This window comes from Actinoplanes sp. NPDC051494 (genome assembly GCF_044454705.1).
GTDB lineage: Bacteria > Actinomycetota > Actinomycetes > Mycobacteriales > Micromonosporaceae > Actinoplanes.
Genome location: NZ_JBITDZ010000017.1, coordinates 117,290 through 136,906, shown reverse-complemented (window position 1 = coordinate 136,906; position 19,617 = coordinate 117,290). Strand labels below are relative to the sequence as shown.

Sequence of the window (19,617 nt, the reverse complement as noted above, 5' to 3'; positions counted from 1 at the left end):
CAGTCGATCCGGCCGGCCGTGTCCGCGATGGTTTGCAGGGCGGCGAGGATCTCATCCCAGGTGCCATCACGCTGCCAGCGGCGGAACAGGCCGTAAAGGGTGGGCCACGGCGCGTACTCGGCAGGGACGTCACGCCAGGGCGACCCGATCCGGATCCGCCATCGGATCCCGTTGATGAGCTGGCGTTTCTCCCATTTCGGCGGACGACCCATGGACGACGCGGCAGGGATCAGCGGGGCAAGGGCCGTCCACTGCACGTCGGTCAGGTCATGCCGCCTCGTCACCGCTATGGTGTCCACGAGGTCTCCGGTTCCGGTGTTTCTTGGTCGATCCACCAAACTGCCGGAGACCTCGCTATTTATCGATCACCGCCACGCCGTGACTTCAGCCCGGCCACCCACAACCACTTTTGAAACACGCCCTAGACGCGCAGGCCCACCGTGAGCGGTTCGGTCCGGTACTGGCCGTGCCGCTGCCCGGGCACCGAGGGGTGCTGTACGCCGCCCGCCGCTGCGACCGACCGTTCGGGGCGGACGAGATCGCGCTGGCCGCCCGTTTCGCACGCCACGTGGCGGACCGGCTCGCCACCGCGACCGCGCTGGCCGGGCACGTGCTGCGGGGCGGCCCGGCTCGAACGGCGGCTCGCCACGCAAGAAGCGTCGGTGCGGATGCTCGACGCGTTGCTGACCATGATCGCCGCCGAGGAGCTGCCCTCCGCCCGCGACGTCACGACGTTGCTGGAAGCGGGCCTGGGCACCCGGGTCACCGTGCTGGAGGGCACCGCGCCGGCCGCGGCCGACCTGGCTCACCGGGCCCGCGCGCAACCCGGCCGGGCGATCACCGAGGGCGGCCGGCACGTGGTGGCGTTCGCCGGACTCGGAGAACCGCTCGGCCTGCTGGTCACCGGCCCACCCGGTGCCGGCCCACGAGACGCCGGCCCACGAGACAACGGCCCACGAGACAACGGCCCACGAGACAACGGCCCGCGAAACATCGGCCCGCGAGACAACGGCCCGCGAAACATCGGCCCACCCGACGCCGGCCGACGAGACAACGGGCCGCTAGACAACGGGCCGCTAGACAACGGGCCGCTAGACATCGGGCCGCTCGAGGCCGGGTCGGTTTCCGGGCTGGTCCGGGCCGCCCGGGCCATGGCCGCGCTGCGCCGGCGGCGAGAGGCGGTGCTTCGGGCCCATCACGAGGTCCGCGGTGAGCTGCTCGCCGAGCTGCTCGGCCGGCGGCACGCCCTGCCGCCGTCGCTGCGGGAGCTGGCCGCCCGCCGGCGGTTCGACCTCGACCGGACGCAGGTGCTGGTGGCGGTCGAGGACGCGGTGCCGGACCGCACGCTCGCCGATGTGGCGGCCCACCTCGGCGGGGTCGGCGGCCGGTACGGCGACACGCTGGTCGCGCTGGTGCCGGGCACGGACGCGCGGGCTGCGGCCGAGGACGTGTCGGCGCGGCTGCACCGGGTGTGCGGAGTACGCGCGGCGGTCTGCGCGGCCGATCCCGCGGACCCGGCCAGCGGTGCGCTGGCCGCCGCGTTCGACGCCGCCCGCCACGGTCTGCTCCTGCTCCGGGCGCTGGACCAGCCGCAGGTGGTCGCCACCGCCCGAGAGCTCGCCGTGCACCGGGTGCTGTTCGACGCCGACCGGGCGCCGGAGGTCCGCGCGTTCGCCGACGACGTGCTGCGCCCGCTGCTCGCCTACGACGCCGAGCACCGTACCGAACTGGTCCGTACGGTCCGGGTGTTCCTCGCGGCCGGCGGCAACGCGGCCCAGGCCGCCCGGGAGCTGTTCGTGCACCCGAACACGATGACGAAGCGTCTCGACCGGATCACCCGGCTGCTCGGCGCGGGCTGGCAGAGCGGGCCGCACGATCTGCGCGTACGGCTGGCCCTGCATCTGTTGTCGGCGGGGCGGCCAGCAGGAGCCGGGTGAGTTCCACCCGCGAGTTGATGCCCAGTTTGGTGAACGCGTGCCGCAGGTGGGTGCCGACGGTGTGCGGGGAGAGGAACATCGCGGCTGCCACCTCGCGGTTCGTGGATCCCTCGGCGACCCGGCGGACCACCGCTGTCTCGGTCACCGTCAGTGATGCCCACGGGTCCTGCCCGGCGACGGCGGTGCGGCCGCGGCGGGCCCCGAGGTCGCGCAACGCCCGTCGCACGCGCGCGGCGTCACGGCTCGCGCCCGCTTCCTCCAGGACGGCCAGGGCCCGGTCGAGACACCGGACCACGTCCTCCCGTACGCCATGGGCCCGCTGAAGTTCCGCCAGATCCTCGAGACACGCGGCGTAGGGCAGGGGCCGGGGGAACGTCGCGAAGATCCCGGCCGCGGTGCGCAGCGCGCCGGCGTCGCGCTCCACGAGTCCCCGGGCGTGCAGTGTTACCGCGCCGAGGAACGGGTGGCCCGGGTTGGCGTCGCTGCGGGCCCGGGCGGCCTCGAGCGCACGTACGGCCCGGTCGGGGTGGCCGGTCCGCAGCGCCAGCCGGACGAACGTCACCTCGTCGGCCGGGTCCAGCGGGGTCCCGAGCGACGGGCCCGCCCCGGCCGGCAGGATCTCGATCAGGGCGAGCAGGGCGGCCAGCGCCCGGTCGTCGCCGTCGTCCGCCGCCACCAGCACGGCCAGCCACCGTCCGGTCCGGCGCACGATCGGGGCCGGGTCGTCGAGCATCCGCCGCGCGTCGGCCGCGTAGGCGCGCGCCGCCCGCGGGTCGCCGGTGTGCACGGCGATCCGGGCGAGCGTCATCAGCGCGGTGCAGTCCGCGTAGTTCCCGGCGCCGAGCTCGTCCGCCATGGCCAGCACCCCCTCGGCCTCGGAGCGCGCGTCCTCGAGCCGCCCGGCGTCGTAGAGCAACCGGCAGCGGTCCAGGGTCCATTGCCGCAGCAACCAGGCCTGGCCGCCGGCCTGGGCGGCGCGCACCCCACGGTCGGCGTGCGCGATGGCGAGGTCCGGCCGGCCGGCCGCGGCGTCGAGCAGGCCCCGCCACTGGGTGGCACCCCACAATGCCCCGTCCGCGCCGGCCGCCCGGGAGACCGCCACCGCCCGGTCCGCCAGCGCGAACGCCTCGTCCCACCGGTCGCGGTACAGCGCCACCACCGAGCGGGTGGCCACGCGGACCGCCGCCGCGGCCTCGTCACCGGTCGCCGCGGCCGCGGCCTCGTCACCGGTCGCCGCTGCCGCGGCCTGGTCGATCACCGCGTCGGCGGCCGGGATGTCGCCGTACATGGTCAGGTTGACCGCGAGCAGGGCCAGCAGCGGGACCCGCAGGTCCGCGGGGAGCCCGGGGAGCGCGACCGCGGCCCGGCACTGGGCGACCGCCTCGGCGAACGAGTACTGGCTCGACACGGCGGCGATGCCCATCCGTACCCCGGCCTCGGTGACCGGGTCCAAGCCGGCCAGCAGCAGCGCCTGCCCCGACGTACTGGCCTCGTGCCCGCGCCCGGCCAGCCAGAGCAGCCGGATGCCCTCGGCGGCGATCGCGGCGCGCTGCGGCGACCCGGCGTGGCACAGCTCCAGCGCCCGCCGGCTCAGGTCCGCCGCGGCCGACGGGGAGCTCGCGGCCAGTTCCGCGGCGGCGGAACGCAACGCGGTGATCGCCTCGAGGTCCCCGCGTTCGGCACTGTCCGCGAGCAGCGACGCGACCTCGACGACCGGTGCGCCGTCCCGCAGTGCCAGACCGGCCGCCTCCCGGCGCAGGGTGCGGCGCAGCGGTGCCGGGACCGACTCCCGGACGGCGTCGCGGACCAGGTCGTGCCGGAACACGAGCTGGCCGTCGCGCTCCTGCAGCAGGTCCTCGGCGAGCGCCTCCGCCAACGGCCGCAACAGGTCGGCGGGCGGCACCCTCAGCAGCGCGGCGAGCCGGCCCACCGAGATCTCCCGCGACAGCAGCGAGGCCACTTCGATCGCGGTACGGGCCGCCGGGCTCAGCCGGGCCGTCCGGCGCAGGATCGAGTCGCGGAACCGGACCGGCAGGCCGTCCGAGCCGCTCTCCTGCGCCAGACCGTGCATCAGCTCGGCCACCAGCAGCGGGCGGTTCCCGGCGGCGCGGGCCATGGCCAGCACTCCGGGCGGGGCGGTGGCGCCCAGGATGTCGGCGGCCATCGCGGCGACCGCGTCGTCGCCGAGCCCGTCCAGCTCGATGCGGGCGGCGCCGAGCGACGACAACCGCGCCAGCGTCTCCGGCACGGCCGGTGTGCCGCCGGCCGGGCGGGTCGCGAACAGCCACATGACGGCGTACGGGCCCAGTCGCTGCGGCAACGCGCGCAGCGCGACGAGCGTGAAGTCGTCACACCACTGCAGGTCGTCGACCACCACCAGCAACGGCGCCCGGAGTGCGGCCCGCTCGATGCCGTTGCGGATCTCCTCGAGCAGCCAGTACCGGTGTTCCGGGCGGGTCGCCACGGCCAGCAGGGTCGCGGCGTCGAGCAGGGCGTCCGTACCGTCGCGCAGGCCCCGGAGCAGTGACCCGCCGGCCAGGAAGCGTTCGTCGCGGTCCCCCGCCACGACCACCGACCGCAGCCGCATCGCGTCCGCGCGCCGCAGCGTCTCGGCGAGGATCCGGGACTTGCCGGCGCCCGGCGGCCCCGACACCACGGTGATCGACGACCGGCCGGACCGCAGCGCCCGCAGCCCCTCGGTGATCCGGTCGAGTTCGGGGTCGCGTCCCCGCAGCGGGGTCCCGCGCGCGAGGTCGGGGATCAGCGGGGTGGTCATGCTCCGAGCCTGCCCGGGTGCACGGGGCCCGCCATCCGCCGGATGACTGCCGCAGTGAAAAACCCCCGAACCCGTGGTGCGGGGTTCAGGGGTTCCGGCACTACTTTTTGGAGCGGACGACGAGATTCGAACTCGCGACCCTCACCTTGGCAAGGTGATGCGCTACCACTGCGCCACGTCCGCCGGTGTTCCTCTTGCTGTCTGTCCGGGTTCCCCCGGCGACTGGGACAACTTTAGAGGATGCCGTGCGCCGGCCGCACCCGGGGGTACGGCCGGCGGGTGACGGTGTCTCAGACGGTCATGTCGAGGCGGCCACGGAGCTTGACCAGGGCCTTGGTCAGCAGGCGGGAGACGTGCATCTGGGAGATGCCGACCTGGTCCGCGATCTGCGACTGGGTCAGGTTGCCGTAGAACCGCAGCGTGATGATCTTGCGCTCGCGGTCGTCGAGGGTCGCCAGGGCCGGGCCGAGCGTGGCGCGCGCCTCGGCGAGCTCGAACTCGTGGTCCTCGCCGCCGAGCGTGTCGCTGAGCTCGGTGTTGCCGTCGGTGCCGATCGGGGTGGAGAGGCTGGTGGCGTTGTAGGCGCGGGCGCCCTCGAGGCCTTCCAGCACCTCTTCCTCGGTGACCTCGAGGTGCGCGGCGATGTCCGCGACCGTCGGCGAGCGGCCCAGCGTGTGGGTCAGCGTGGTGTTCGCCGAGGTGATGGACAGGCGCAGCTCCTGCAGGCGGCGCGGGACCCGGATGGACCAGGTGCGGTCGCGGAAGTGGCGCTTGATCTCGCCGACGATGGTCGGGATGGCGAAGCCGGCGAACTCGACGCCACGGTCGGCCTCGAACCGGTCGACCGCCTTGATCAGGCCGATCACGGCGACCTGGACGAGGTCGTCGAGCGGCTCGCCGCGGCCGGAGTAGCGGTTGGCGAGGTGGCGGGCCATCGGCATCCAGGCCTCGATGGTGCGGTCGCGCACGGCCGGGCGGGACGGGTGGCCGGCGGGCAGCGCGGCCAGCGTGGCGATCAGCTCGCTTGCGCGATCCGTCGTCGCCGACTTGTCAGCAGCGACCTCGGCGCTGGCGATCGGGGCGGCGATAACGGTCATGGAAGGACTCCTTCAAGCCGGAACAGGTCGGCGACGTATTGCCCTCTGCGTGGACATGCTCAAACTCATCCTTTCGGCCCTTTGAAGCCAACCGAAAGGATGATCTCCTCAGCCGCTCGACGCCACAGCCGAAAAGGCATTCCGTGCAGACGCCGCATCCGTTCGACAGCCTCCGGCGTGACCCGGTGCTGCTGTCCATGGCCGGTGTCACGCTGTTCGCCTGGGTGCTGTTCGCGCTGTTCTCCGGCCACCAGGTGCGCCAGGTGCAGGTCTTCTGGGCCGCCCAGGTGCCGCTCGACACGGCGCTGGCGGTCGGCGCGTGGCGGCTGCGCACCCTCGCCCCGGCGCGGTACCGGCGGTTCTGGTCGTCGATCGCGTTCGCCGGCGCGGCGTTCACCACCGGGGACACGTTCCAGTTCGTGCACACCCTCCTCGGCCCGCCCACCACGTCGCTGGACGGCGGGCTGGTGCAGAGCGCGTTCTTCACCGTCGGGATGTGCAGCAACGTCCTGGCCTGCCTGATCTTCCCGCAGGGGCTGCGCTCCGCGCGCGAGAAACTCGTGTTCTGGCTCGACGCGGCGACCGTGCTGGCCGGCGGCGCGGTCATCACGTGGTGCTTCGCGGTGAACCCGGTCGACGAGCACACCGACCGGGTGACCGCCAGCATCACCGCCGCGCTGGTCATCGTGGCGGCGTTCTCCGCGACCAAGGTGGCGCTGATCCCCGACCCGCCGATGGCCCGGATCGCGGCGTGGCCGATGGTGGCCGCGCCACTGGTGCAGGTGCTCAGCACGTTCCTGCCGGGCGCGTTCCAGCACCACGAGCACGCCTACGTGCTGGCCATCCGGCTGCTGCCGTCGCTGCTCATCACCGTCGGACCGAGGATCCAGGAGATCACGGTACGCATCGACGGCTCCGGGCCGCGAGCGCGACGGCGCCCGTACAGCCTGATCCCGTACGGGATGATCGCCCTGACCTTCGTGGTCTTCTTCGCCGTGCTGCCCGACCAGGTCTCCACGCAGCTCTGGGGGGCCACCGCCGGGGTGATGGTGATCACCGCGCTGGTGGCCGGCCGGCAGCTGGTCGCGTTCCAGGAGAACGCCGGGCTGATCCGCCGGCTCGACGTCGCCCTGCGCGGCCTGCGCGACCAGGAGGCCCAGCTGCGCGAGCAGGCCGCCGTCGACGGGCTCACCAAACTCGCCAACCGCACGCACTTCACCGCGGGGATGAGCGGGGATCTCGACGGGCACACGGTGCTGCTGATCGACCTGGACGACTTCAAGACGATCAACGACACGATGGGGCACGCGGCCGGGGACGCGCTGCTGGTGGCGGTGGCCGACCGGTTGCGCTCCACGGTCCGGGCCGGCGACGTGGTGGCCCGCCTCGGCGGTGACGAGTTCGCGATCCTGCTGCCGGACACCGGCGCCGAGGACGCCGGCCGGGTGGCCGGGCAGATCCTGCTGCGGCTGGCCGAGCCGATCGTCGTGCAGCGGCACAGCATCGCGACCCGGGCCAGCATCGGGGTCGCCGCCGCCCGGCCCGGCGACGAGCCGTCCGCGCTGCTCAGCAACGCCGACATCGCCATGTACGAGGCCAAGCGCCGCGGCAAGAGCACCTGGGTGCGCTACAGCGACGAGATGGGCGCCCGGATCGGCGAGGAGGCCGAGCTGCTGCGGGAGCTGGAACTGGCCGTGGAGGCCGGGCAGTTCGTGCTGGAGTACCAGCCGATCGTGCGGCTCGACGACCTGGCGCTGACCGGGGTCGAGGCGCTGATCCGGTGGAACCACCCGGTCCGGGGCCTGATCTCCCCGGTCGACTTCATCCCGCTCGCCGAGCGCTCCGGGCACATCGTGGCGATCGGCCGCTGGGCGCTGCGCGAGGCCGCCCACCAGGCCGCCGCGTGGCGGGCCGCGTACCCCCGGGCCGGCGAGATCACGGTCGGGGTCAACGTGGCCGGGCGCCAGCTGCGCACCGGGGACTTCGTGGGCGAGGTCGCCCGGGTGCTGACCGAGACGGCCCTGCCGCCGGGCTGCCTGACCATCGAGGTCACCGAGACCGCCGTGCTCGACGACGAGGAGTCGATCGAGGCGATGCTGCGGCTGCGGCAGCTCGGGGTGCGGCTGGCGCTGGACGATTTCGGCACCGCGGCGTCGTCGCTGGGCCTGCTGCTGACCTGCCCGGTCACCACGCTCAAACTGGACCGCTCGTTCGTCGAGTCGATCACCACGGTCGGGCGGCAGGCCGCGGTCGCGACCGCGGTCAGCCAGATGGCCCACGCGCTCGAGCTCGCCTCGGTCGCCGAGGGCATCGAGACCGAGGAGCAGCTCACCCTGCTGCGGGAGCTCGGCTACGAGTACGGCCAGGGGTTCCTGTTCTCCCGCCCGGTCCCGGCCGACGGGATCGCCGCGTGGTGGCAGCAGACCACAGGTGTCCCCCGCCACACCTGAGCCCGATCCGGAATCAGTCCCGGGGGCCACCCGTTGTCGGGTTGGCAAAGATCATTTTCTTCATCGAGGTGAGTTCCTCCCATGGACGTGCGCTCAGATGCCGTGGTGCTCTTCGGCGTGACCGGGGACCTGGTTTCCAAGAAGCTCTTCCCGGCGCTGTACGAGCTGACCCGCCGCGGCCGGGTCCCCAGCCGGGTCATCGGGGTCGCCCGCTCCCCCTGGGACCACCAGCAGCTGGTCACCGCGGCCCGCAAGGCCGTCACCGAGGCCGGTCTCGACCTCGACGAGGCGGTCTTCGAGGACCTCAGCGCCCGGATGACGATGCTCTCCGGCGACTACGCCGCCCCCGGGACGTACGAGCGGCTGGCCGGCGCGCTCGCGGACGCCGAGCGGCCGCTGTTCTATCTCGCGATCCCGCCGGCGGTGTTCGACGCCGTGGTGTCCGGGCTGTCCGGCTCCGGGCTCGCCGACCGCGGCCGGGTCGTCGTGGAGAAGCCGTTCGGGCACGACCTGCCGTCGTCGCACGCGCTCAACGAGCGGCTGACCGGCGCGTTCGCCCCGGAGAGCATCTTCCGCATCGACCACTACCTGGGCAAGGAGCCGATCGAGGGGCTGTCGCTGTTCCGCTTCGGCAACCGGGTCTTCGAGCAGCTGTGGAACCGCGAGCACATCGCGAGCATCCAGGTCACCGTCGCCGAGAAGTTCGGCACCCAGGGCCGGGCCGGCTTCTACGACAACGTGGGCGCCATCCGCGACGTGCTGCAGAACCACATCCTGCAGGTCGTCGCGCTGCTCGCGATGGAACCCCCGGCCGACGCGAGCCAGGAGGCGTTCCAGGCCGCCGAGGCGGAGGTGCTGAGCCAGGCGCTGGCGCTGTCCCCGGAGACCACCGTCCGCGGCCAGTACGAGGGCTACCGCGACGAGACCGGCGTCAAGCCCGGCTCGCAGACCGAGACGTTCGTGGCGACCCGGCTCACCATCGACAACGACCGCTGGGCGGGCGTACCTTTCCTGCTGCGCACCGGCAAGTCGATGCCCGGCACCGCCACCGAGGTCGTGGTGGAGTTCCGGCCGCCGGACACCACGGTGTACCCGGTCGCCGCCAACCTGCTGCGGTTCCGCCTCGGCAAGAACGACGGCATCTCCCTGTCGGCCCAGGTCAAGACGCCCGGCACCGAGGTCGTCGCCCAGACCGTCGAGCTGAACGCCGACTTCGACAGCTTCCTCGAGCCGCGTCGTGAGGCCTACGAGCGCCTGCTGGACGACGCGATGGACGCCGACCACACCCGCTTCGCCCGGGTCGCGGCGATCGAGCAGGAGTGGCGCATCGTCGACCCGATCCTCGACCTGACCACCGGGGTCCAGGAATACCCCCAGGGCACCTGGGGCCCGGCGGACGGCGAGACCTGGCACTGAGCCGCCGCACCGGCCGGTGCGGCGGCCCCCGCTCGTACGGGGTGGCAGCACCGGCCGTCCTCGCTGTAGCCTGCGCAAACGCCGACAAGATCGACAAGCGGGCCACGGGGAGAGAACGATGAGCGACATCGACGTCAGTCCACCGGCGCTGAGAACCTTCGCGGACAACGCCTGGGACCGCAACGACGAGCTCTACCGGGTCTCCACCTCCATGTACGTCGTCGACCTCGCCCCGGACACGTTCGGCTGGATCCCCGGCATCGGCCAGCGCATCTTCGACTCGTACAGCGAGTTCGTGGCCGGCCTGCACGAGGCCATCACGTCGACCGCCGACACCATGAGCGAGCTGGCCACCGCGGTCCGCGCCACCGCCACCGGGTACGAGGAGACCGACCGCGCCCAGGCTGAGATGTTCGGCGAGATCGAGTTCGGCAAGTGAGCGCCGCGACCGCCAACAAGCTCGAGTCCTGGTTCTACGGCCTTCCTCAGCTGGTCCAAGAGGTCCTTCAGGAGCCGTTCGAGTGGTCGAACGATGCTCTCAAGGCCGTGGCCGGCGACCCGGACGCCATGATGGCGGCCATCCCGGAATACCAGCGGCTCGCCACCCGGGTCCAGGCCCTCGGCACCGCCCAGGTCACCGACCGCAACACGCTGGCGGCCTCCTGGAGCGACGACGCTTTCTTGGCGTTCAGTGCCCGCGTGGATGACATCGACCAGCAGATCAAGGACCTCGTGTCCGGCATCGAGCAGCTGCCTGATCTGCTGAAGGCCGGCGCTGATGCCTGCGTCGAGGGCGCCAACATGATCATCGACATCATCACCAGCCTGATCATGCTGGCCCTGTCCACCATCGCGGTGAACGTCGCACTCTCCATCGTCACTCTCGGCACCAGCCTTGCCGCGGGAGTGGCAATGATCATGGCCGAGGTGTCCGTCGCGACCGCACGGGTGCTGCGCGTCATCGAACGCGTCGCGGCCGTCCTGAAGAAGATCGAGGCGGTCTTCCGGAAGATCCAGCAGATCCTCGAGAAGATCGTCGGGTACCTCCGGAAGATCGAGGCCATGCTGAAGAAGCTCAAGGACGCCTCGAAAGCGGCACAGGGCACGGAGAAGTGGGTCGCGAAGGCGAAGTTCGCGGGCGCCAACGCCGCCGTGTCCAAGACGATCGACATCGGCAGCGGCGGCCTGATCGACCCGCCGACCAAGGGCAGCGCCGGCAAGGACGCAGGCCTGGAATACCTGGAAGGTCTCGGCTCCGCCAACAAGGCCCGCCACGCCGTCGAGTAGGCCACCCGCGCGGCGCCGGGCGGTTCAGCCACGGCGCCGCCCGGTCGGTGATCCGGTCGGTGATCCGGTCGGTGATCCGGTCGGTGATCCGGTCGTCGGTGATCCGGTCAGCCGTCCAGGCGGTCGACGCTGCGGCCGATCCGGTCGAGACTCTCCTCGACACCTTGCATCCGGGACTCGAACGCGGCGAACCGGGCCTCGGCGTCGTCCTGCGCACCGGCTGTGCCGATGGCCGCCGCGAGCACTTCCTCGGCCCTGCCCAGCGCGTCGTTGACGGCATCGCGCACACACTCGGCCAACCGCCGGTCATCGATGTCGCCGAGGGCGCGTGCGGAGATCCGCACGCCCGTCACCACACCCGCGGCCGTGACCTCGACGCTCACCAGGCCGCCCTGGTCCTGCCCTGTCACCAGCCGGTCCCGCACCGCGGTGACCCGTTCGCGCGCTGCTGCCACCTGAGCCGGATAGTCGCTGATCGCGATCTCCAGCTCGTCCATCCGCTGCCGGGGATCGACGCCGCTCACCGGTCTTGCTCCCGCTTCTCCTCGTCGGCCGCGCGTTGCACGCCGGAGCGCATGCTCGTGGGAAGAGCGTCCAGCATCGCGGCGTTCGACTGTGCGCGGGCCTGCTCGAGCACCTCGTTCAGCGTCGCCACCAGCACGCGCTCCAGCTCACCATCGGCCCGGCCGCCGTGCCCCGTGCTGAGCCGGATCTCCACCACCCGGTTCCGCCCGGCGGCGGTCACCTCGGCCAGCCCCGACGGTGACGCGGCCGTGCACGTCAGAGCCTGAGCCCCGGCGAGAGCACCCTGCATCCGCTCACTGGCCTGATAAAGCTGCTCGACCACGCCCTGTAACTGATCGCCGAGTGAACCGAACTCCGAGCTGCTCAAATCCCCGTCTCCTTCGCCAGAAAGCAGGTCGGATTGTACGAGGAGTCATCGCCATGATCCACCCCGCTCCACGACCCGCACCACGCCGGTAGCCTGGGCGGATGCCGATTCTCAACCGGGTCAAGATCTATGGCGACGAGGTCGCCCCGCACCTGCGGCCCGGTGAGCGACTGCTCGCGATCGGCTCGTACATCGAGCCGCTGAACGGTGACGCCAGCCGGCTCGAACCCGACCTCAGCGAACGTCCCACCGGTGAGCGGCACCTCCCGTGGCAACCGCCTTCCGACAAGTTCTTCGAGGGCTTCGATCTGTTCGCCGGTGGCATCCTGGTCAACAGCGACCGGATCAACCGGGCCTTCTCCGGCCTCGAGGGCGCCGGAACCGCGCAGTCGATCGCGGGGCGGCTGTGGCGGGCCCGCAAGAAGACGAGCATGCCCAGCTCGGTGGTCACCGACCAGCGCTTCCTGCTCCTGGACCAGCCCAACATCCCCAGCGACGGGTTCGTCATGGCGTTCGAGGTCGACCGCGAGCAGATCGCCGGCGTACGGCACCGGGTCAAGATCATTTTTCAGTGGGCCCGTATCGAACTCACGTTCACCGACGGCTCGATGATCGCGTTCAACTCCGCCCTTCTCGACTTCGTTGTCGCCCGTCAGTTGCGCAGGGCGCTGACCGATCCGGGTCACGTCTAGAATTCCGCTCGTGCAGATCATCGGTCAGGTCGACCCTCAGCGCCCGTTGCTCGTCATCGCGACCCGGCTGGAGGCCGAGGCGCTCGGCGGTGATCTGCCGGTGCTGCTGACCGGGATGGGCAAGGTCAACGCCGCGATGGCGGTGGCCGCGACGCTCGCCGCCGGGCCGCGTCCCAGCGAGATCGTCAATCTTGGTACGGCCGGCGCGTTGCGCCCCGGCCTCACCGGCACGCACGTCGTGGGTACCGTCCTGCAGCATGACCTGGACAGCGCGGTGCTGCTGCGGCTCACCGGCGAGGTGACCGGACCGCCGCTGCTGATCGGTGACCCGGCGGGCATCACGCTGGCGACCGGTGACGCGTTCGTCGCCGACGAGGTCACCCGGGATCGGCTGGCCGCGCAGGCCTCGCTGGTGGACATGGAGGGTTACGCGGTGGCCGCCGCCGCCCAGGCCGCCGGGGTGCCGGTCCGGCTGGTCAAGCAGGTCAGCGACGACGCGGCCGGCGGTGCGGTGCGGACCTGGCAGGAGTCTGTCGCCGAGTGCGCGACGTCTCTGGCCGCCTGGGTCGCCGCCGAAATGTGACAACGCGCGTGACTTGTCACAACCGGGGGTTCTGCTCCTCGCCCGGGCCGAGAAACATGGCCGTAACAAGGCGAGGAGGCAACGATGCCAGGAAACCGCGCGGTTGTTTACCAGGGTCCGGGCCGGGTGGAAGTCCGGGACACCGCCTACCCCACGTACGAGCTTCAGGACGGCCCCGGGGTCAACAAGGAGAACGTGGGGCGCAAGGTCCCGCACGGCGTGATCCTCAGGACCGTGGCCAGCAACATCTGCGGCAGCGACCAGCACATGGTGCGCGGGCGCACCACGGCTCCGCAGGGGCTCGTGCTCGGCCACGAGATCACCGGCGAGGTCGTCGACGTCGGGCCGGACGTGGAGTTCATCCGGGTCGGTGACCTGTGCTCGGTGCCGTTCAACATCTCCTGCGGCCGGTGCCGCAACTGCAAGGAACGCAAGACCGGGGTCTGCCTCAATGTGAACCCGGACCGGCCCGGATCGGCGTACGGGTACGTCGACATGGGTGGCTGGGTCGGTGGGCAGGCCGAGTACGTGCTCGTCCCGTACGCGGACTGGAATCTGCTGACGTTCCCGGACCGGGACCAGGCGCTGGAGAAGATGCTCGACCTGGCGATGCTGACCGACATCTTCCCGACCGGCTATCACGGCTGTGTCAGCGCGGGCGTCGGACCGGGATCCACCGTGTACGTCGCCGGCGCCGGGCCGGTCGGTCTCGCCGCGGCGACCTCCGCGTACCTGCTGGGTGCCGCCGTGGTGATCGTCGGCGACCTCAACGAGGAGCGGCTGGCGCAGGCCCGCGGTTTCGGGTGCGAGACCGTCAACGTGGCCGACGGCGACCCGGCCGAGCAGGTGCAGCAGATCCTCGGCCGCGACGCCCCGGCGATCGGGCAGCCGCTGGTCGACGCCGCGGTCGACGCGGTCGGTTTCGAGGCCCGCGGGCACGGTGCCGACGCCGCGACCGAGATGCCGGCGACGGTGCTGAACTCGCTGATGACGCTCACCCGGGCCGGTGGCGCGATCGGGGTCCCCGGGCTGTACGTGACCGGTGACCCGGGCGGGGTCGACGACGACGCCAAGGTCGGGTCGCTGTCGTTGCGGCTCGGGCTGGGCTGGGCGAAGTCGCACTCGTTCGTCACCGGTCAGTGCCCGGTCATGAAGTACCACCGGGAGCTGATGATGGCGATCCTGCACGACCGGGTGCAGATCGCGAAGAACGTCAACGCGACCGCGATCAGCCTGGACGACGCCCCGCGCGGCTATGCGGAGTTCGACCGGGGCGCGGCCCGCAAGTACGTGCTCGACCCGCACGGGATGCTGCGCTGACCATGGCGGGGTGCCTCCCCGTGACGGCACCCCGGCCGGTCAGTCGACGACGAACCTCGGCGAGTTGACCTGCGGCGACGCACCACCGGACGGGCTGCTCGTGACCTTGGCGACGATCCGGTAGGTCGTCTTGCGGGTGCCCTGCTTCAGCGACAGCGACGTCCATCCGTCGGACAGCGTGGTGATCGTGCCCGCCTGGTCGGTCTTCCACTTCTTGCCGCTGAGGTGCTGCAGCTTGATGCTCAGCTTCGCGGAGCTCTTCGGCAGTGCCTGGAAGTCGATCCGGACCGCGGCCAGCGACGGGTAGTGCGCCACCCCGCCGGACACCTTCGTCGCCTCCAGGGCCTTGACGGTCAGCGCGGACGGCGTGCTGAACCGGGCGGACGCGGAACCAGCCAGGAACGTGAGGTCGGCGCCGGCACTGACCGCGACGGTGCCGTTGGCCCGGCCCGCGAACCACGCCTTCGCGACACCCGAGGCGTCGGTGGTCACCGTTTTCGACTCGGTGGCACCGTTCTGCGTGACGGAGACCTTCACCGCGGTGCGCGGCCGCTTCGGCACCCGCACGGTCACCATCAGATTCTTCCCGTACGCCGTGGGCGCGGTGACACTCGCGGTCATCGCCGCCGTGGCCTGCCCCGCCGTGGGGGTGACGAGCAGGTACGCGGTCTTCCCGGACTCCTGGACGACCGAGTAAAAGTACCTGCCGTCCGCCGACCACGACGCCTCGTTCGCCGACGACCGGTACGACGTGTTCCCGGCACTGGTCGACCGCATGACGGCGCTGCCGGTCGAGGCACTGAACACGTGCACCGCCCGGTCGGTGTACATGGCGTCGAGGATCCCGGCGAACCGTCCCCCGTCCGGCGACCACGCGACCGCGGTCGGGTACGGCCCCGTCGTGAACGTGCCGCCGGGCGTCATCGTCGCGGTGTCGTAGCGTGCCAGCCCGTACCCGCCGCCGTATTTCGTGGTGATCAGCTGGCTGCCGTCCGGCGAGATCTCCGCGTCGTAGGTCGTGGTGTTCGACACGCTCGCGTTCTCGGTCAGCGACCCGTCGGCCCCCACCGCGTACGACGTCAGCATGCCGCTCGACGCATAGACCACGAGCGTCGATCTCGCACCGGTGACCGCCTCCGCGGCGAAGTCGGTGAGCACGCTGGTGCTCGCGTGCGAGGTGAGATCGAAGCGCGCCACCCCGTGCGCCGAGGCCGAACACCCGTACGCGTAGTAGAGCGCACCCCCGGCGACGGCGGACTTGCCCGGGCACGGCTGCGACGCCCACGAGCCCATGATCGCGCCGGCCGCGGACACCTGGACGATCTTCGCCGACGTCGAGGAGGAGACGAAGACGCTCTTCCCGTCCGGGCTCGGCGTCAGCCCCCGTGCCCCGAGCACACCGGCGACCGTCTTACGGACCTTCCCGGCGTTCGACGCGATGACGACACCGTTGCCGGCCGCGACCCAGACGTCGGACCCGACCGCGAGCACGTCGGTGGCGGTCTCGGAGGTGCCCAGCGAGAACCGCAGCGGGGTGGCCGTCGCCACCCCAGCGGCCTGGGCGGGCATCGCCGTCGCTAGCAGGGCGCTGCCGAGGACGGTGGTGGAGAGCAGGGAAGCGGCGATACGTGAGGGAGGCAAGCGTGATCCTGGTTCTGGGAGCGGGCCATGCCGGACGGCCCGCTCCCATCGGCCCCGGCACCCGGGACCTGAGCCGTTCTATTCCTGAGGGGCGAACACCATGATCCCGAGGCACATCTCGTCGCTGGTGCCCTCACCCCACACCACGTAACGCGGCGGCAGCGTCTTGAGCTGCGGCAACTGCGTGCGCAGGGAAGCATCGTGCGTGCAGGTCACCCGCACGACGTCACCCTTGGCGACGGAGACCGGCTTCGCCAGCGGTACGAGCGCCTGGTTGTCGAAGTCGTACCGGGGTACGTCGACGACCGTGCGCGCCCGCGGCGTACCCGGATCGACCTCGACCTTGATCGACCGCCCGAGCAGGTGCATGTGCCCGGCCGCCATGTAGATCGTCCCGGCCTGCTCCACCGGCTGGTCACAGTGCTGGGTGTTCCCCGCGACCGGCCGGCACATCTGGCTGAGCTGCTGCACCATCGCACCCGACTCCTTGCCGAACCGCTTCTCCACATCGGCGACCGCGGTGGCCCGGTCACACAGCGGCCCGCTGGTCCCGGCCTCGCACGGCAACTCGATCGGAGCCAGCGCCAGCGCGGTCTCCAGCTTCTTGTGCGGCGCCCGCGACACCCGCACCTGGATCCCGGACCGGTCGGTGGCCGGGGCCGCGGCGTCCACCCCGAGCAGGTTGTAATGCACCTGCATCACCAGCTTGCTGCCCGGCTCCATCTCGAACCCGAACCCGTCCGGCAGCAACGTCTCCCCGGCCCCGGGAGCCCAGTGCGCGACCCAGGCGGTCTGCCCACCGACCCCGGCCCCACCGAAACAGGTCCACCCCTGCTCCGGCGTCGCGGCGTCCACACTCGCGGCCTCGACGGCCTGCGCCGGGCTCAGGCGGTAGAAAATGGCGTGGTGCACGATGGCGGCGTTCTGCGGCAGGAACCGGCTGCCGGTCAGAAAGGCGTTCTCGGTCAGCCCCGGATCCACCACGAAGCACCGGTACTCGTCGGTGCCCCCGTTCGGCGCGGCCGGCTGATAGGCCGCCGGCATGGCCAGGTCCAGGAACTCCTCCCCCGCCCGCAGCGGTGCGGCAGGCGGCTCGGTCCCCGACCCGTGCCCGGCATGCCCGGAAGCCGAACTCTCAGCGGTCTCCGGCGCCCCGGCCGACTCGGCGGCGGTGCCCGGCCCGCACCCGGCGATGAGCAGCAACGAGGCGAGCGCAGCGGCGGTAGCTCTTCTCAGTCTCATCCCCGAATCCTCCCAAGAAGGTCAAGATCATGACATCAGGGATAACCCGGATCAACACCGCTTTCGGCTCTTGCCGCGCCACCGGCGCTCCCGGCCTCAGGACCTGCCGTCGGCGCGGAGCCGCTGCCGGTACGCACGGGTCTTGTACCGGTTCCCGCAGACCGCCATGGAGCACCACCGGCTGCCCCCGTTCCGCGAGCCGTCATGGAACGCCCACCGGCAGTCCGGCGCGGCACAGAGCTTCATCCGATCCCAGCCACCCGAGGCCACCGCCCCGGCAACCCGCTCGACAATCGGATTCACGGCCGGCACCGGAGCATCGGCCCCCAGCCGCAACCCACCGTCCGCGTCCGGCACCAGCCGCAACGGAAACGCCGCCAGCGCGGCCCCCACCCCCGGCCCTCCCCCCAGCGCATCGCGCAACCCGGCCCGCAACGCCACCACAACAGCCAGGTCATCCCAGCTCATCCGCGCCCCGGCCGCCCCCAGCCCGCGCGCCGCCAACCACGTCCCCAACACCTCCGGCGACGTGAGCAGCTCCCCCACAGCCCGAACTCCCACAGCCCGAACTCCCCCGGCCGGAGCACCCACGGCCGGAGCACCCCCAGCCTGAGCACCCCCAGCCCGAACTCCCCCGGCCGGAGCACCCACGGCCGGAGCACCCCCAGCCTGAGCACCCCCAGCCCGAACTCCCCCGGCCGGAGCACCCCCAGCCGGAGCACCCCCAGCCTGAGCACCCACGGCCAGAGCACCCCCAGCCTGAGCACCCCCAGCCTGAGCACCCACGGCCAGAGCACCCCCAGCCTGAGCACCCCCGACCGGAAGCCCTTGGACCGCCACCCCTTCGGCCCCGCCCCTCCCCGCGGCCGCGCCCCGGTCGCCAGGCGTGCCGTGGTGGCCGAAGGTGCGCAGGTCGACGGTGTTGAGCAGGTCTTCCACGATCCCCAGGTCTTCCACGACACCACCATAGCCCCACACCGGTGTCGTTCCGGCGACACCGGTGTTAGGTTTCATCGGTGTCAGACAACCCTGTGCTCACCGTTCCCCAAGCCGACGTCGACGATCTGCGCAACCGGTTGCGCCGGACCCGGTGGGGCACCCGCTGGCCCATCACCGGTTGGGAAGCCGGCACCGACGACGACGAGCTGCGCCGGCTCACCGAGGTGTGGGCCACGACCTACGACTGGCGGCATCACGAAGCCGCCATCAATGCCCTGCCGTCCCGGTTCGCCGACATCGACGGCACCAACGTGCACTACCTGCGCTTCGACGGTGAGCGTTCCGCACGCAACGAACAGCCGTTTCCGATCGTTCTGACTCACGGCTGGCCGAGTTCGTTCCTGGAACTGACCGACCTGGCCCACCGCCTGGCAGCGCCCGGACAATACGGCGGCCGCCCGGAAGACGCGTTCACCGTGATTGTCCCGTCCCTGCCAGGTTTCGGGCTCTCACCCCAGCGCCCGACCCTGGGCGCCGCCACGTCAGCGGCCGGCCGGGCCTGGCTGCCGACCCATGAGCTGTGGCATGGGCTCATGCATGACGAGCTGGGCTTCCGGCGGTACGCCGCGCACGGCGGGGATCTCGGTGCCGGGATCACCGGGCGGCTCGGCCAGGCGCACCCGGAGGCCGTCGTCGGCATCCATCTGCTGGCCGTCGCCGACCCGCCGCACTACGACCCGGCGGGACTGACCCCGGACGAGCGTTCGTTTCTGGACGATCGTGCACAATGGTCCACCGCCGAAGGTGGGTATGAGCACGAACAGCAGACCCGGCCGCTCACGCTGGCGCCCGCACTGTCCGATTCGCCGGCCGGGCTGCTCGCCTGGCTCCTCGAGAAGTATCGGGCGTGGACGGGTGACACCATGTTCAGCGACGATTTCGTGCTGACCCAGGCCTCGTTGTACTGGTTCACGAACACGATCTCGACATCGTTCCGCCCGTACTACGAGCATGCCCGGGGTCTCGTCCCCCGCATCGACCGCGTCGAGGTCCCCACCGCGGTCGCCGTCTTCCCGCACGATCTGGTCCGGCCGCCACGCAGCTGGGCCGAGCGCGCCTACCACGTCCAGCGATACACGGCGATGCCACGCGGCGGGCACTTCGCCGCCAAGGAGGAACCCGCGCTGCTGGCCGAGGATCTCACGGCATTCTTCCGCGACCTGCGCTGATCCGGCCGAGCCGCGCTGGATGACTGCGCAGCCGGCGAAAGGCCACCCCGGACCGCGGCCGGACGGCCAAACGGCCAGACGGCCAGACGGCCAAACGGCCAAACGGCCGGGCGGCC

18 protein-coding genes and 1 tRNA gene are annotated in these 19,617 nt (G+C 71.7%); 9 read left to right on the top strand and 10 right to left on the bottom strand.

Features of this window, described 5'->3' with window-relative positions:
• Both ACIA6A_RS39485 and ACIA6A_RS39480 read right to left on the bottom strand, forming a co-directional pair.
• Positions 1 to 299 (bottom strand): transposase (locus ACIA6A_RS39485; protein WP_396103251.1); only part of this gene is annotated, 299 nt, incomplete at its 3' end.
• A 122-nt stretch (positions 300 to 421) separates the two neighbouring features.
• Positions 422 to 649 carry a hypothetical protein gene (locus tag ACIA6A_RS39480; RefSeq protein WP_396103250.1) on the bottom strand — a complete coding sequence of 76 codons (228 nt, stop codon included), beginning with the start codon at positions 647 to 649 and terminating at the stop codon, positions 422 to 424.
• A 19-nt stretch (positions 650 to 668) separates the two neighbouring features.
• Between ACIA6A_RS39480 and ACIA6A_RS39475 the strand changes: the two genes are divergently transcribed.
• Positions 669 to 1,937, top strand: a complete 1,269-nt coding sequence (locus tag ACIA6A_RS39475; protein ID WP_396103257.1) for a helix-turn-helix domain-containing protein — start codon at positions 669 to 671, stop codon at positions 1,935 to 1,937.
• Here the strand turns inward: ACIA6A_RS39475 and ACIA6A_RS39470 are convergent.
• The 3 genes from ACIA6A_RS39470 to ACIA6A_RS39460 all read right to left on the bottom strand — a co-directional run bounded on the left by ACIA6A_RS39470 (position 1,834) and on the right by ACIA6A_RS39460 (position 5,810).
• Positions 1,834 to 4,713: an AAA family ATPase gene (locus ACIA6A_RS39470; RefSeq protein WP_396103249.1), complete on the bottom strand. Its 2,880-nt coding sequence runs from the start codon at positions 4,711 to 4,713 to the stop codon at positions 1,834 to 1,836. The two genes, ACIA6A_RS39475 and ACIA6A_RS39470, sit on opposite strands and share 104 nt — an antisense overlap.
• A 108-nt stretch (positions 4,714 to 4,821) precedes the next feature.
• Positions 4,822 to 4,896, bottom strand: a tRNA-Gly gene (locus ACIA6A_RS39465).
• Between the two features lie 107 nt (positions 4,897 to 5,003).
• Entirely contained in the window at positions 5,004 to 5,810 is an 807-nt protein-coding gene (locus tag ACIA6A_RS39460; protein ID WP_396103248.1) for a SigB/SigF/SigG family RNA polymerase sigma factor, read from the bottom strand.
• 143 nt (positions 5,811 to 5,953) lie between these two features.
• On the opposite strand from ACIA6A_RS39460, the gene ACIA6A_RS39455 reads away from it, so the two are divergent.
• The 4 genes from ACIA6A_RS39455 to ACIA6A_RS39440 all read left to right on the top strand — a co-directional run bounded on the left by ACIA6A_RS39455 (position 5,954) and on the right by ACIA6A_RS39440 (position 10,963).
• Positions 5,954 to 8,260, top strand: coding sequence for a putative bifunctional diguanylate cyclase/phosphodiesterase (locus tag ACIA6A_RS39455; protein WP_396103247.1), 2,307 nt, complete (start codon positions 5,954 to 5,956; stop codon positions 8,258 to 8,260).
• A gap of 81 nt (positions 8,261 to 8,341) precedes the next feature.
• Positions 8,342 to 9,676 carry a glucose-6-phosphate dehydrogenase gene (zwf, locus tag ACIA6A_RS39450; RefSeq protein WP_396103246.1) on the top strand — a complete coding sequence of 445 codons (1,335 nt, stop codon included), beginning with the start codon at positions 8,342 to 8,344 and terminating at the stop codon, positions 9,674 to 9,676.
• A gap of 118 nt (positions 9,677 to 9,794) precedes the next feature.
• A complete protein-coding gene (locus ACIA6A_RS39445) occupies positions 9,795 to 10,115 on the top strand; it encodes a WXG100 family type VII secretion target (RefSeq protein WP_396103245.1) in 321 nt (106 codons plus the stop codon).
• The gene (locus ACIA6A_RS39440; protein WP_396103244.1) at positions 10,112 to 10,963 is read left to right on the top strand and encodes a WXG100 family type VII secretion target; all 852 of its coding nucleotides are present in this window, start codon (positions 10,112 to 10,114) and stop codon (positions 10,961 to 10,963) included. Before ACIA6A_RS39445 ends, ACIA6A_RS39440 begins: the two co-directional genes overlap by 4 nt.
• Before the next feature lie 107 nt (positions 10,964 to 11,070).
• On the opposite strand, the gene ACIA6A_RS39435 is transcribed toward ACIA6A_RS39440, so the two are convergent.
• Together ACIA6A_RS39435 and ACIA6A_RS39430 are read right to left on the bottom strand one after the other, a co-directional pair.
• On the bottom strand, positions 11,071 to 11,487 hold the full coding sequence (locus ACIA6A_RS39435) for a YbaB/EbfC family nucleoid-associated protein (RefSeq protein WP_396103243.1): 417 nt from the start codon (positions 11,485 to 11,487) through the stop codon (positions 11,071 to 11,073).
• Positions 11,484 to 11,855 carry a YbaB/EbfC family nucleoid-associated protein gene (locus ACIA6A_RS39430; protein ID WP_396103242.1) on the bottom strand — a complete coding sequence of 124 codons (372 nt, stop codon included), beginning with the start codon at positions 11,853 to 11,855 and terminating at the stop codon, positions 11,484 to 11,486. Before ACIA6A_RS39430 ends, ACIA6A_RS39435 begins: the two co-directional genes overlap by 4 nt.
• A 101-nt stretch (positions 11,856 to 11,956) precedes the next feature.
• Between ACIA6A_RS39430 and ACIA6A_RS39425 the strand changes: the two genes are divergently transcribed.
• The 3 genes from ACIA6A_RS39425 to fdhA all read left to right on the top strand — a co-directional run bounded on the left by ACIA6A_RS39425 (position 11,957) and on the right by fdhA (position 14,450).
• Positions 11,957 to 12,547 carry a hypothetical protein gene (locus tag ACIA6A_RS39425; RefSeq protein ID WP_396103241.1) on the top strand — a complete coding sequence of 197 codons (591 nt, stop codon included), beginning with the start codon at positions 11,957 to 11,959 and terminating at the stop codon, positions 12,545 to 12,547.
• Positions 12,548 to 12,557: 10 nt separating this feature from the next.
• Positions 12,558 to 13,130, top strand: coding sequence for a nucleosidase (locus ACIA6A_RS39420; RefSeq protein WP_396103240.1), 573 nt, complete (start codon positions 12,558 to 12,560; stop codon positions 13,128 to 13,130).
• Between the two features lie 84 nt (positions 13,131 to 13,214).
• A complete protein-coding gene (gene fdhA / locus ACIA6A_RS39415; RefSeq protein WP_396103239.1) occupies positions 13,215 to 14,450 on the top strand; it encodes a formaldehyde dehydrogenase, glutathione-independent in 1,236 nt (411 codons plus the stop codon).
• A 39-nt stretch (positions 14,451 to 14,489) separates the two neighbouring features.
• On the opposite strand, the gene ACIA6A_RS39410 is transcribed toward fdhA, so the two are convergent.
• From ACIA6A_RS39410 to ACIA6A_RS39400, 3 genes are all read right to left on the bottom strand, one after another.
• Complete coding sequence (locus ACIA6A_RS39410) at positions 14,490 to 16,091, bottom strand: hypothetical protein (protein ID WP_396103238.1); 1,602 nt, start codon at positions 16,089 to 16,091, stop codon at positions 14,490 to 14,492.
• A 78-nt stretch (positions 16,092 to 16,169) separates the two neighbouring features.
• Entirely contained in the window at positions 16,170 to 17,333 is a 1,164-nt protein-coding gene (locus ACIA6A_RS39405) for a monooxygenase (RefSeq protein ID WP_396103237.1), read from the bottom strand.
• A gap of 96 nt (positions 17,334 to 17,429) precedes the next feature.
• Positions 17,430 to 17,879 (bottom strand): CGNR zinc finger domain-containing protein, encoded by a 450-nt coding sequence (locus ACIA6A_RS39400; protein ID WP_396103236.1) that lies wholly within the window; start codon positions 17,877 to 17,879, stop codon positions 17,430 to 17,432.
• A gap of 470 nt (positions 17,880 to 18,349) precedes the next feature.
• Here ACIA6A_RS39400 and ACIA6A_RS39395 point away from each other — a divergent pair, with 470 nt between their 5' ends.
• Complete coding sequence (locus ACIA6A_RS39395) at positions 18,350 to 19,501, top strand: epoxide hydrolase family protein (protein ID WP_396103235.1); 1,152 nt, start codon at positions 18,350 to 18,352, stop codon at positions 19,499 to 19,501.
• Positions 19,502 to 19,617 lie beyond the last annotated feature (116 nt).

Excerpts from the sequence above, each read along its gene's own strand:
- ACIA6A_RS39405 (WP_396103237.1), bottom strand. The coding sequence starts at position 17,333 with ATGAGACTGAGAAGAGCTACCGCCGCTGCGCTCGCCTCGTTGCTGCTC.
- zwf (WP_396103246.1), top strand. The coding sequence starts at position 8,342 with ATGGACGTGCGCTCAGATGCCGTGGTGCTCTTCGGCGTGACCGGGGAC.
- ACIA6A_RS39425 (WP_396103241.1), top strand. The coding sequence starts at position 11,957 with ATGCCGATTCTCAACCGGGTCAAGATCTATGGCGACGAGGTCGCCCCG.
- ACIA6A_RS39460 (WP_396103248.1), bottom strand. The coding sequence starts at position 5,810 with ATGACCGTTATCGCCGCCCCGATCGCCAGCGCCGAGGTCGCTGCTGAC.
- ACIA6A_RS39445 (WP_396103245.1), top strand. The coding sequence starts at position 9,795 with ATGAGCGACATCGACGTCAGTCCACCGGCGCTGAGAACCTTCGCGGAC.
- ACIA6A_RS39475 (WP_396103257.1), top strand. The coding sequence starts at position 669 with ATGCTCGACGCGTTGCTGACCATGATCGCCGCCGAGGAGCTGCCCTCC.
- fdhA (WP_396103239.1), top strand. The coding sequence starts at position 13,215 with ATGCCAGGAAACCGCGCGGTTGTTTACCAGGGTCCGGGCCGGGTGGAA.
- ACIA6A_RS39470 (WP_396103249.1), bottom strand. The coding sequence starts at position 4,713 with ATGACCACCCCGCTGATCCCCGACCTCGCGCGCGGGACCCCGCTGCGG.